The sequence below is a fragment of the Pseudomonas sp. MYb118 genome (genome assembly GCF_040947875.1).
In the GTDB taxonomy this organism is placed as follows: domain Bacteria; phylum Pseudomonadota; class Gammaproteobacteria; order Pseudomonadales; family Pseudomonadaceae; genus Aquipseudomonas.
Genome location: NZ_JBFRXN010000002.1, coordinates 1804252 through 1816929, shown reverse-complemented (window position 1 = coordinate 1816929; position 12678 = coordinate 1804252). Strand labels below are relative to the sequence as shown.

The 12678-nt window shown below is 61.7% G+C and carries 11 protein-coding genes; 8 read left to right on the top strand and 3 right to left on the bottom strand.

The window, feature by feature from the left end; genetic code table 11:
• Positions 1–27: 27 nt before the first annotated feature.
• Together ABVN20_RS14230 and ABVN20_RS14225 are read right to left on the bottom strand one after the other, a co-directional pair.
• Positions 28–978, bottom strand: coding sequence for a homoserine kinase (locus tag ABVN20_RS14230; RefSeq protein ID WP_368556365.1), 951 nt, complete (start codon positions 976–978; stop codon positions 28–30).
• Between the two features lie 71 nt (positions 979–1049).
• Complete coding sequence (locus tag ABVN20_RS14225; protein WP_368556364.1) at positions 1050–1340, bottom strand: DUF2782 domain-containing protein; 291 nt, start codon at positions 1338–1340, stop codon at positions 1050–1052.
• Between the two features lie 74 nt (positions 1341–1414).
• Here ABVN20_RS14225 and polA point away from each other — a divergent pair, with 74 nt between their 5' ends.
• On the top strand, positions 1415–4231 hold the full coding sequence (gene polA / locus ABVN20_RS14220) for a DNA polymerase I (RefSeq protein WP_368556363.1): 2817 nt from the start codon (positions 1415–1417) through the stop codon (positions 4229–4231).
• A gap of 282 nt (positions 4232–4513) precedes the next feature.
• On the opposite strand, the gene yihA is transcribed toward polA, so the two are convergent.
• Positions 4514–5158 (bottom strand): ribosome biogenesis GTP-binding protein YihA/YsxC, encoded by a 645-nt coding sequence (gene yihA / locus ABVN20_RS14215; protein WP_368556362.1) that lies wholly within the window; start codon positions 5156–5158, stop codon positions 4514–4516.
• Between the two features lie 190 nt (positions 5159–5348).
• Between yihA and ABVN20_RS14210 the strand changes: the two genes are divergently transcribed.
• From ABVN20_RS14210 to ABVN20_RS14180, 7 genes are all read left to right on the top strand, one after another.
• On the top strand, positions 5349–5639 hold the full coding sequence (locus tag ABVN20_RS14210; protein WP_368556361.1) for a cytochrome c5 family protein: 291 nt from the start codon (positions 5349–5351) through the stop codon (positions 5637–5639).
• A 46-nt stretch (positions 5640–5685) separates the two neighbouring features.
• A complete protein-coding gene (locus ABVN20_RS14205) occupies positions 5686–6297 on the top strand; it encodes a cytochrome c (protein WP_368556360.1) in 612 nt (203 codons plus the stop codon).
• Between the two features lie 199 nt (positions 6298–6496).
• The gene (dsbA, locus tag ABVN20_RS14200) at positions 6497–7138 is read left to right on the top strand and encodes a thiol:disulfide interchange protein DsbA (protein ID WP_368556359.1); all 642 of its coding nucleotides are present in this window, start codon (positions 6497–6499) and stop codon (positions 7136–7138) included.
• 14 nt (positions 7139–7152) lie between these two features.
• Complete coding sequence (locus ABVN20_RS14195; protein WP_368556358.1) at positions 7153–8031, top strand: endonuclease/exonuclease/phosphatase family protein; 879 nt, start codon at positions 7153–7155, stop codon at positions 8029–8031.
• The gene (locus tag ABVN20_RS14190) at positions 8028–10097 is read left to right on the top strand and encodes a diguanylate cyclase (RefSeq protein WP_368556357.1); all 2070 of its coding nucleotides are present in this window, start codon (positions 8028–8030) and stop codon (positions 10095–10097) included. Before ABVN20_RS14195 ends, ABVN20_RS14190 begins: the two co-directional genes overlap by 4 nt.
• Positions 10098–10200: 103 nt before the next feature.
• Entirely contained in the window at positions 10201–10983 is a 783-nt protein-coding gene (locus ABVN20_RS14185) for an N-acetylmuramoyl-L-alanine amidase (RefSeq protein WP_368556356.1), read from the top strand.
• A gap of 76 nt (positions 10984–11059) precedes the next feature.
• Entirely contained in the window at positions 11060–12673 is a 1614-nt protein-coding gene (locus ABVN20_RS14180) for an EAL domain-containing protein (protein ID WP_368556355.1), read from the top strand.
• The last annotated feature ends 5 nt before the right edge of the window (positions 12674–12678 follow it).

The following is a 12678-nucleotide window of genomic DNA, read 5'->3' as shown; positions in this document are numbered from 1 at the left end:
GAAACAGCGCCCGGAGCGTACCCGCGCCTACAGGGCGAAAGGCAGGGGTGTGCTGATCTTCTGCCGCTGTGCCAGGCGCAACTGGAACTCCATCGGATCGTGAATCAACACGTCCTGCCCGGCGAAGGACTCGGCAGCGATCAAGCGCGACAGCCAGAAGCGCACACAGGCTACTCGCAGCATGGTTGGCCACAGCTCCGCTTCGGCGGCGGTGAAGGGCCGCAGCGCCGCGTAGGCACCGAGCAGCGCACGGGCACGCGGGCCGTCGAGCAGGCCGTCGTCGTCCGAGCACCAGTCATTGAGGGCGATCGCCACGTCGTAGAGCATCGGGCCGGAGCAGGCATTGTAGAAGTCGATCAGCCCGGTCAGGTGGGTGCCTTCGAACATTGCGTTGTCGCGGAACAGGTCGGCGTGGATGTTGGCCCGTGGCAGCGCGAGGATTTTCGCTTTCTGCTGGGTGATTTCGTCCAGCGCCCGTTGCAGCAGGTCGCTCTGCTCGGCGTTCAGATGCGACAGCAGTTGGCTGCCCTCTTCCAGCATCCAGTCGAGGCCACGATCGGTCTTGCGCTTGATCATGTTGGCCTGGGTCGCCAGGTGCAGGTGACCGAGCAGCTCGCCGACCTGGGCGCAGTGCTGGGCGTTGGCTTGCTTGACGTGTTTACCGGCCAGGCGCGGTTGCAGCAGCGCAGGCTTGCCGGCCAGCTCGCGCAGGGCGACGCCGTCGGTGGTGCGCAGGGCGTAGGGCACCGGCAAATTGGCTTCGTGCAGCACGTCCAGCAGCTCGATGAAAAACGGCATCTCCTGCACCGGGCCGCGCTCGACCAGGGTCAGGACGAATTCGCCCTGCTCCAGGCTGATGAAGAAGTTGGTGTTTTCGCTACCGGCGGCGATCCCCTGGAAATCAAGCAGGCGGCCGAGCCCGTATGGGGCGAGAAAGGTTTCCAGCTCGGGCCGAGCCAGCGGGGTGAACACAGACATGTTTTAACTGCCAGTACGGGCGCCGCCAGGGGGCGAGCGCCGATTGAAATTAAGAAACTACGTGCGGGAAGCTATTTCCATTCGAAAATCTTCCACGACGGAATCAGCATATCCGGCTGATCCGAGCGGATGAAATTACCGTCCGATCCATCGGCGCGCACCAGAAAATACGGCTTGCCACCTTTCGGTGTGACCTGAATGGCGTACAGGAAGCCATTCTGGCGGTACTCCTTGATCGTATTATCGCCTTCCGTGCGAATGGTGACATCCGGCTCAGGCGACGGCGCATCGTCCGCCGCCATGACGGCGACAGGAGAGATCGCAAACAAGCCAGCCAGCAACAGGCGATTTAGTGTACGCATGATAACCTTGTCCCTTTGTCGTCAACGGTCCCGCTATTCTAGCGCCGGACCCGCCGAAAAGGTTGATCCTGCTCATGAGCCAAGCGCCCCTCGTCCTGGTGGACGGTTCTTCATATTTGTACCGCGCCTTTTTCGCCCTGCCACCTTTAACCACCTCCAAAGGTCTGCCGACCGGTGCGGTCAAAGGTGTGCTGAACATGCTCAAGAGTCTGCGCAAGCAGTACCCGGACAGCCCCTTCGCCGTGGTGTTCGACGCCAAGGGCGGAACCTTCCGCGATGAAATGTACGCCGAGTACAAGGCCAACCGCCCGAGCATGCCCGACGACATGCGCGTGCAGATCCAGCCGCTGCACGACAGCGTCAAGGCCCTGGGCTTTCCGCTGCTGTGCGTCGAAGGCGTCGAAGCCGACGACGTGATCGGCACCCTGGCGCGCAGCAGCGCCGCCGCTGACCGGCCGGTGATCATCTCCACCGGCGACAAGGACATGGCGCAGCTGGTCGATGGCCACATTACCTTGGTCAACACCATGACCGGTAGCGCGCTGGACGTTGAAGGCGTGAAAGAGAAATACGGTGTCGCTCCCGAGCAGATCATCGACTACCTGGCGCTCATGGGCGACTCTTCCGACAACATCCCGGGCGTTCCGGGCATTGGCCCGAAGACCGCTTCCGGCCTGCTGGTGGGCGTCAACGGTGGCCTGACCGAGCTGTATGCGCAGCTCGACATCGTTCCGACCCTGCCGATTCGCGGCGCGAAAACCCTGCCGGCCAAGCTCGAAGAGCACAAGGAAATGGCGTTCCTGTCCTACGCGCTGGCGACCATCAAGGTCGACGTGCCGCTGGACGTCGAGCTCGACGACCTGCAAATGGGCCCGCAAGACCCGGCCAAGCTGACCGAGCTGTATGAGCTGCTCGAATTCAAGAGCTGGCTGAACGACCTGCAACGCGATGCCAAGCGCGTCGAACTGAGCACCGCCGCCGAACCTGAGCCGGTGATCGACCTGTTCACGGCCAGCGAAGGCCTGGCCGATTCGCCACCGCCGGCGCACACCAGCGAAACCCGTTACGAGACCATCGTCGATCAGGCACGCTTCGACGTCTGGTTGCAGAAGCTCAAAAACGCCAAGCTGATCGCTTTTGATACTAGGACCACCAGCGGCGACGCACAACAGGCGCAGCTGGTGGGCGTGTCGTTCGCGGTCCAGACCAACGAAGCGGCCTACGTGCCACTGACCCACTCCTACATTGGCGTGCCAGAGCAGCTGGATCGTGACACGGTACTGAAAGCCCTCAAGCCGCTCCTCGAAGACCCAAGCAAGCTCAAGGTCGGCCAGCACACCAAACTCGACATGAACATCCTGGCCAACTGCGCCATCGGCGGTGATCCGGCAAATGGCATCACCGTGCGTGGCATCGCCTTCGACACCATGCTCGAATCCTACGTGCTCAACTCCACTGCCACTCGCCACGATATGGACAGCCTGGCTCAGAAGTACCTGGATCAAACCACTGTGAGCTTCCAGGACATCGCCGGCAAAGGCGCTAAGCAATTGACGTTCGATCAGATCGCCCTGGAGCAGGCCGGCCCTTATGCCGCCGCAGTGGCCGATATCACCCTGCGCCTGCATGAAGCGCTGTTCGACAAGCTGTCCGCCATCCCGAGCCTGGCCAGCGTACTGACCGACATCGAAATCCCGCTGGTACCGGTGCTGGCGCGCATCGAGCGCCAGGGCGCGTTCGTCGATGCCGCGCTGCTGGGCGTGCAGAGCATCGAACTGGGCGACAAGATGGTCGCGCTGGAGCGTGAAGCCTTCGAGATTGCCGGTGAGGAGTTCAACCTGGGCTCGCCCAAGCAACTGGGGGTAATCCTCTACGAGAAACTCGGCCTGCCGGTGTTGAAGAAGACCGCCACGGGCCAGCCGTCCACCGCCGAAGAGGTGTTGGCCAAACTGGCCGAGGAAGACTACCGGCTGCCCAAGGTGCTGATGGAATACCGTTCCATGAGCAAGCTCAAAAGCACCTACACCGACCGCCTGCCAGAGCAGATCAACCCGCGCACCGGGCGTATCCACACCTCCTATCAACAGGCGGTGGCGTCCACCGGGCGCCTGTCCTCCATTGATCCGAACCTGCAGAACATCCCGGTGCGCACTGCCGAAGGGCGACGTATCCGCCAGGCTTTCGTGGCCCCGACCGGTTATAAGCTGCTGGCGGCCGACTATTCGCAGATCGAGCTGCGAATCATGGCCCACCTGTCGCAGGACGAAGGGTTGATGAATGCCTTTCGCAACAATCTGGACGTGCACACCGCGACGGCCGCCGAGGTATTCAAGGCAGAGCTGGCCGACGTGACCTCCGACCAACGGCGCAGCGCCAAGGCGATCAACTTCGGCCTGATCTACGGCATGGGCGCGCAGAAGCTCGGCAAGGACATCGGTGTCGACACCAAGACCGCCAAGGCCTATATCGACACCTATTTCACCCGCTATCCCGGCGTGCGTCAGTACATGGACCGCACCCGCGCCCAGGGGGCGGAACAGGGTTACGTTGAGACGTTCTTCGGCCGCCGCCTGTACCTGCCGGAAATCAACTCCAACAAGCCGCAGGAGCGTGCCGCCGCCGAGCGCACGGCGATCAACGCGCCGATGCAGGGAACCGCAGCAGACATCATCAAGAAAGCCATGGTGGCTGTGGATAACTGGCTGACCAGCTCGGGGCTGGACGCCAAAGTCATCCTGCAGGTGCACGACGAACTGGTGCTGGAGGTGCGCGAGGATCTGGTCGAGCAGGTGAGTGAGGAAATTCGCCAGCACATGAGCCAGGCGGCGACCCTGGATGTGCCGCTTCTGGTGGAGGTTGGGGTGGGAAACAACTGGGATGAAGCCCACTGATCCCCTTTTTCAGGGAAATTTTGCCGCGGCATAGTGTCGCGGCAGCTCAAGCAGGCACTTATTTCGGAAAACCATCCGCCTTATTACAAATGGTTTTTGAACCTCTGGAACTAAACCTGTGAACCACGACTCAGAGTAACTGAATGGCTGGTGAAGCCGTTCAATGCTCCTATGTTGTGTTAAGTGTTGGCAGATATTCGGACCCCGCCCTAGCGGTCCGGAACTTGAACCCCGGAACTTCCCCCTCCCCATAAGAAGTCCGGGGTTTTTTTTGCCTGCGATTTACTCCTCGACAGGCTCCGCGCCCTTGTCCGCCAGTTCCAGCCAGCCCGCCAGTACAGTGTAGGCCTCTTCCAGGCCCATGCGTTTTGGCGCCGAAAACAGCTGGATGGTGATCGTGTTGCCCCAGCCTTTGCGGATCTCGGACTGCACCTTGAGCAGGGTATTTTTCGCCGCGCCGTAGGTCAGCTTGTCCGCCTTGGTCAGCAGGATGTGCATCGGCATGCCGCTGGCCACGGCCCAGTCGAGCATCAGCAGGTCGAAGTCGGTCATTGGATGACGGATGTCCATCATCAGGATCAGCCCTTTGAGGCTCTCACGCCCACCCAGATAGGCTTCCAGGTGGCGCTGCCAGTGCTGCTTGAGCGGGATCGGCACTTTCGCGTAGCCGTAGCCCGGCAAGTCGACCAGACGGCGATCATCGTCTAGCTTGAAGAAATTGAGCAGTTGCGTGCGACCCGGCGTTTTCGAAGTCCGCGCCAGGCTGGCATGGGTCAGGGTGTTCAGCGCGCTGGATTTACCGGCGTTGGAACGCCCGGCGAAGGCCACTTCGAAGCCTTCGTCGTCCGGGCATTGGTCGACTTTGGCAGCGCTGAGCATGAAGGTGGACTGTTGGCACAGGCCGAGGATGGGGTTTTTGAATTGCATGGGATTTCCGATGTGGGCGGCGTCAGGGAGGGGACGCGGCAGCGTGTCTCTTCCGTTTCAGTAGCGCCAGTATATAATGCCGCAGATTTTGTGTGCGCTTTGTCCCAGCGTAGGATGAAGTTCACGAGAGCGATTGACCTTGATTGCGCATTAGAACGCAGAACGCTCTCAACCCTGAAAAGGTCGTTTTATGACGAAATGGCTGCTGGTCGCCGGAGTACTGATACCGCTTTACAGCGCTCAGGCTACACAGGATCCGGAAGCTGTGTACAACCGTGTTTGTGGTGCCTGTCATTCTGGCCAACTCCCATTGGCGCCTCGCAAGGGCGATCAGGAAGCTTGGACGCCGAGGTTGGCGAAAGGTATGGAGACGCTGGTGCAACACGTGACCCAGGGTTTCAAGGCGATGCCGCCGCGTGGTTTGTGCATGGACTGCAGTGCCGAGGATTACCGAGCCATCATCCAGTGGATGAGCGAGTGATTCCGGTCCATAACTCTTTAACCCTTAGCCGTAGTTGGATTAGCTGATGAACAAATTGATCGTGAGTCTGCTGTTGACCGTGGGGATCTCCGGCATAGCCCATGCTGCAGGTGACGCAACAGCTGGCCAGGCGAAAGCCGCAGTCTGTGGTGCCTGTCATGGCCCGGATGGCAACAGCATGGCGCCTAACTTTCCGAAACTGGCAGGTCAGGGCGAACGTTACCTGACCAAGCAGCTGCACGACATCAAGTCCGGCAAACGCACGGTACTGGAAATGACCGGCCTGCTGACCAACCTGAGCGACCAGGACATGGCCGACATCGCCGCCTACTTCGCCAGCCAGAAAGGTAGCGTGGGCGCCGCCGATCCTAAAATCGTGGCTCGCGGTGAAGCACTGTTCCGTGGTGGTGACCTGGCCAAGGGCCTGCCAGCCTGCACCGGCTGCCACGCTCCCAACGGCGCGGGCAACGCCGCTGCCGGCTTCCCGCACCTGGGTGGCCAGCACGCTCAATACGTTGCCAAACAGCTGACCGATTTCCGCAAGGAAGAAGGCGGTCGTAACAACGACGGCGACGCTAAGCCAATGCAGAGCATTGCCAAGCGCATGAGCGACGAAGACATCGCCGCAGTGTCCAGCTACATTCAGGGCCTGCACTAAGACGGCGAATCGGGCGGCGTGCCGGGCTTACATCTCCGGTTACGTTAACGCTCCATTAATCTGTCGCAACAAGTATAAAAAGGGTGGCTTCGGCCGCCCTTTTTTGTGGCCGCTGCCGTTACACTACAGAACTCGAGCCCGCACAGACCTGTCTGAAAACAGGTCGCGCGAGGCGACCCAAATTCTCCAGGAGTAAAGCATGCGTAATCTGATCATCAGCGCCGCACTCGTCGCTGCCAGCCTGTTCGGCATGACTGCCCAAGCCGCCGAAACCCATCCCGACTCGTACGTTGAACTGGCCAACCCGGTTCCGGTCGCAGTGCCTGGCAAAATCGAAGTGGTGGAGCTGTTCTGGTACGGCTGCCCGCATTGCTACGCCTTTGAGCCGGTGATCAACCCGTGGGTCGAGAAGCTGCCTTCGGACGTCAACTTCGTCCGTATCCCGGCCATGTTCGGCGGCCCATGGGATGCCCACGGCCAGATGTTCCTGACCCTGGAAGCCATGGGCGTGGAGCACAACGTTCACGCGGCGGTGTTCAACGCTATTCAGAAAGAACACAAGAAGCTGGTCGACAAGAACGAAATGGCTGACTTCCTGGCCACCCAGGGCGTAGACAAGGACAAGTTCCTGGCCACCTTCGACTCTTTCGCCATCAAGGGCAAAATCGTTCAGGCCCGTGAGCTGGCCAAGAAGTATCAGATCACCGGCGTTCCCACCATGATCGTCAACGGCAAGTATCGCTTTGACATCGGCTCCGCCGGCGGCGCCGAACAAGCGCTGCAACTGGCCGACCAACTGGTCGATAAGGAACGAGCGGCCAACAAGGCTGCGTCCAACTAAGCGCGGCGACCGCCATGCGCCGCTGGGGAACTGAACGCGTCGTCGGCCTGCATGATCCGCGGGTCAACGACCATCACCTGGAATCCACGGGCCTGCCCGCAGACAGCCGTCTGCGCTTGCTCAGCTTCAACATCCAGGTCGGTATCAGCACCGAGCGGTATCGGCACTACCTGACCCGAGGCTGGCAGCACCTGCTGCCGCACACCGGGCGTGCCGACAATCTGCAAAAGATCGGCAATCTGCTGGGCGACTTCGATCTGGTCGCCTTGCAGGAAGCCGATGGCGGCAGCCTGAGGTCAGGCTACGTCAATCAAGTGGAACACCTGGCCCAACTCGGCGCCTTCCCCTACTGGTACCAGCAACTCAATCGCAACCTCGGTCGCCTCGGCCAGCACAGCAATGGCGTGCTCAGCCGCCTGCGCCCGTGGGCCATCGAAGACCATCCGCTGCCGGGGCCCAAGGGTCGCGGGGCGATCCTCGTGCGTTTCGGCGAAGGTCCCGAAGCCATGGTGGTAGTGATGATGCACCTGGCACTCGGCGCTCGTACCCGCAGCCTGCAACTGGCCTACATTCGCGAGTTGATCGGCGATTACAAACATCAGGTGCTGATGGGTGACATGAACACCCACGCCAATGACCTGCTGCAAAACTCCCCGTTGCGCGATCTCGGCCTGCTGGCACCGCAACTGGAAGCGACGTTCCCCAGCTGGCGCCCACAGCGCTGCCTGGACCACATATTGCTGAGCCCGACGCTGACACTGGAAAAAGTCGAAGTGCTGGCTCAACCCATTTCCGATCACCTGCCGGTCGCGGTAGAGATTCGTCTGCCGGGTTCGCTCACGGCCGATGCATTGCCCGCGTTGAGTCCTGCCCTTCGCGGAACCCATGAATGAGCGACGAAACACAGCGCTGGAAAGAGAAATACCTCAAGAGCATCGAACAACAGGAAAAGCTCGAGCGCCGCTGGGACGCACGGCTCGACCTGTTGCGACGCGGGCTGGTGCGCAGCACCCTGGCGGCAGAAGGCACCGACCGCGCGGTTGACCAGTGCATGAAGGAAATGCGCGACATCATCCGCACCGATGAAATGGACGCGGGCCTGGCGGCATTGCTGCCGCGCCTGGAAAAAGCCGTGCTCGATTCCGAGCAGCGCCGCGAAACCCGGGTCAACCAGACCAGCGCCGCGCTGAATGCGCTGGTGACCCAACTGCAAACCTTGCCGTTGCCCAGGGACGTTGCCCGGCCGCTGAAAAAATTCGCCAAGACCCTCGACTCACGCGTCAGCCAGGCCCGCGAGATGCCACTGCTGCTCGGAGAGCTGAGCGGGTTGCAAGGCAAGGCCTTGAATCAGCTGGAGCATCCGGAAGAGCCAGGGCGGCCGGGGTTGCTGCAACGCCTGTTCGGCCATCGCGAAAATGAGGAAGCCCCCTCGCCGGCCGCCGTTGCCGAAGTGCCCGTGCAAACTGCGGCGCGCGATGCAGAGATCGACGAGCCGCCTGAAGCGCAAGCCCTCGCGCCAGCACCGGCAACGGTCGAGCCCGCGCCGAAGGTCGAAGTCTCTGTCCCGACGCCATCACTCGAACAGCCGGCCGAGACCGCGCCACAAGCCGTGCAAGAGCGCCCCGTAACAGCGCCGCCCGCTGAAGTCGTGGCATTCGTTCCACCGGTGCATGAGCCTGAGCCAGCCCCGCCTGCACCAACGCCGGAGCCGGCGGATGCACAGCTGCCAGAGGCTGTGCCGGCTGAGCCAGTGCCCTCGGCCCCGGTACAGGACAACCCGGACGAACTCACCCCCGAGGTGTTTCTCGACCGCCTGCCGCTGCCGCCGGCCATGGCCCAGGCATTGGCCGCCATCGACCCGGAGCAACCCGAGCACGACATTCTGTACGCGCTGCCCGATTCGCCGGAGCCGTCCTACAGCTCTGTTGCCAAGCACATCGAAGACACCCTGCTCGGCCTGCTGGACGACCTGTCGCTGCCCGAGCGTCATCGGCCGCAAGCCGAGGCCATGCGCGATCGCCTGCAAAACGGCTTGAACTGGTACGAGTTGCTGCCGATTCTCGACGACCTGGCGACGTTGATGCTGGCCATCAACGACAGCGGCCAGCATGAATTCGAAGTCTATCTGCAACAGCTCAACGAGCGGCTCGAGTCGTTCCAGAGCAACCTCAAGGCGGCCAGCGACGGTCACGCCGACAACCTCTCGGCATCCCGGGAAATGGACACGCAGATCCGTGAGCAGGTCGATGGCTTGCAAAGCAGCGTGCAGGAAGCCGCAGACCTCGACGATCTCAAGCACGTGCTGGAGAACCACCTCGAAGGCCTGCTCGGGACCATGGACCAGCACCAGAAGCAACGGGACGAACGCGAGCAGGAAGTCTCCGCCCGCCTCAAGGGCCTGGCCGAACGCGTGGCGCACATGGAACAGGAGGCGATGGGCTACCGCGAGCACCTCGAGGAGCAACGCCAGAAAGCCTTGATCGACCCGCTGACCAGCCTGCCCAACCGAGCGGCCTGGAGCGAACGGCTGGATTACGAAATCGGCCAATGGCAGCAACACGGCAATACCTTGCTGCTGGCGATTCTCGACCTCGATCACTTCAAGCGCATCAACGACAACTACGGGCACCTGGCGGGCGACAAGGTGCTGAAAATCATCGCCAGCGTGTTGCGCAAACGCCTGCGCGGCACCGATTTCATCGCCCGCTTCGGCGGTGAAGAGTTTGTCCTGCTGATGCCGGGCACCGTTGCGGCGGTGGGGGCGAAACTGCTGGAAAAGCTGCGCGCGTCCATCGAAGCCTGCCCGTTCCACTTCAAGGGTGAGCCGGTGACCATTACCGTTTCGATGGGGGTGACGGCCTTCAGGCCGGGTGAGCACAGCGATCTGGTGCTGAAAAGAGCCGATCAGGCGCTGTACCGCGCCAAACATGCCGGTCGCAACCGCGTCGAACTCGGCTGACCGGCCATTTGTCCCATTTTGTTGAAATGGGCCGGGTTCGGCGTCAAAGCGCAATGCAGTACGTTACACTGTTGCATTACTGTCTTTGCGCGTTGTCTTTGCCATGAAATATCTCGCCCTCATTGCTTCGCTGATCCTGCTGTCCGGTTGTGCCAGCGGGCCGAAGTTCGACACCAGCCACCCTTCGGCCAACCACGACAACCGCGTTCAGTTCGTGGTGGTTCACTACACCTCTGCATCACTGCAACGTTCGCTGCAACTGCTGACCCACGGCGAAGTCAGCAGCCATTACCTGATCGGCGACGACAAGGATGCCACCATCTTCAAACTGGTCGATGAAAGCCAGCGTACCTGGCATGCCGGCGAGAGTGAATGGCAAACCCGCACCTGGCTCAACTCCAGCTCCATCGGCATCGAGATCGTCAATCCGGGGTTCAAGGAAACGCCGGACGGCAAACGCTACTGGTACCCCTACAGCGAAGCCCAGGTACAGTCGCTGATCGTCCTGCTCAAGGACATCAGCAAACGCAACAACATCAGCCCACGCAGCATCATCGGGCACAGCGACATCGCCCCGCTGCGCAAGCTCGACCCTGGCCCCCTCTTCCCCTGGAAACGCCTGGCAGCCGAAGGCCTTGGCGTCTGGCCGAATGAGCAGGCCGCGGCCCGCCAGCAGGCGCAGTTCAGCGCGCAATTACCGAGCGTCGGCTGGTTCCAGGAGCAGTTGGCCCGCTTCGGCTACACCACGCCGCAGACCGGTGAACTGGACGTCGCGACGCGCCACGTGATCGCCGCTTTCCAGATGCGCTTCCGCCCTTCGCGCTTCGATGGCCTGCCCGATGCGCAAACGGCAGCGATGCTTCAGGTGTTAAATCAGACAAAATAATGACGGCCGCCCGACGGTCAGCACCTTTTCTCAATCTGCAGCTATAACTCATTGGTAATCCTTCGGATATCCCAATATGCCCGCTGCTCGAGAGACCCTTCGTAGCTGGTTTTATCGCCCCTGGTTTTTGGCGATGCTGGCTGCTGTCTTGAGCACAATATTGCTGATGGCGGGCAGCATGTTCGTCGCGCTGAATCAGATTCAGCAGAACGAAAGCCGGGAGATGAACGCCCAGGGTGAACGCTTCCTGGCGCGCCTCGAGCAACTGTTCGGCCAACTGCGTGAGAGCCTCGACGACCTCGAGGCCCAACCGTTGCGCACCTGCAGCGACGAAATGGTCGCCACCCTGCAGCAGGTCACGTTCAATTATCGTTTCGTGTACGAAGCCGCCTTCATGGACGGTTCGCGCATCTGCTCCAACCGGCCACGCCAGGAAGGCTTGTCGATGATTCGGCCACCGGACATCAAGGACCCGGGCTACAGCTATTGGTTGAACACCTCCACCGAACCCGACGAAAACCGTGCCGCGCTGATGCTCGGCCGCGGCAATTTTCGCGTCGCCACCTCACGCGGACATTTGACCGACATGGTCGATCTGTCGCCCGGCAGCAGCCTGCTGGTCGTGCTCGATCACGGTAAGCGCGCCATTCCGGTGCTGGGCACCGAACAGGCCTGGCCCCCGACCGAGGCCTGGCCTGCGGATCGACGCGATGCCCTGCAAGTCACCCAGACTCGCCTGATTTATCGCATGCCCACCGATAACCCCGAATACCAATGGGTGCTGATCAGCCCGCGCACCGGCCAGCATGTACCCACCGCCTGGTGGTGGCTGGGCCCGGCCAGTGTCATTGCCGGCCTGTTCGTGGGCTTCATGGTGTTTCTGCTGGTGCGCCAGCGCCAGTCGCTGGATGCCGAGTTGGCCGGCGCAATACGCCGCGGGGAATTGCAGGTGCTGTACCAGCCCATCTTCAATCTCGACAACCGCATCTGCGTCGGCGCTGAAGCCCTGCTGCGCTGGCGTCGACCCGACGGAACCCTGACCAGCCCGGACCTGTTCATTCCGATGGCGGAGAACACCGGCCAGATCCGGCAGATGACCGACTTCGTCCTGCAACGCCTGCTCGAACAGCTGGGCCATTTGCTGCGCGCCAACCCGCAACTGTACATCTCCGTCAATCTGGCGGCGTGTGATGTGATGGTGCCGCGCATCGGCCAGGTGATGGCAAGGTTGTTGACCCTGCACCGCGTCGCGGCTCGACAGATCGCGTTCGAAGTCACCGAACGCGGCCTGATTGATGTGGTGGTGGCGCGGGAAAACCTCCAGGCCTTGCGCGATGTCGGGCATCAGGTGTTGATCGACGACTTCGGCACGGGCTATTGCAGCCTCGCCTACCTGCAAACCCTGCCGGTGGATTGCCTGAAAATCGACAAGGCGTTCATCGACGCACTGGGGCACGACGCGGCCAGCAGCGGCGTGGCGCCCCACATCATTCACATGGCCCAGGCGTTGCAACTCAAGGTGATTGCCGAAGGCATCGAGCACGAAGCCCAGGCGGCGTTCCTGAGCAGCGAAGGGGTGAAATTCGGTCAGGGCTGGCTGTTCGCCCATGCGCTGAGCGCCGTGCAGTTCATCGAACTGATCACCCGTGGCCGACGCCTGGCCGCCCGGCGCCTGGATGACGAAGCCTGAGGCGA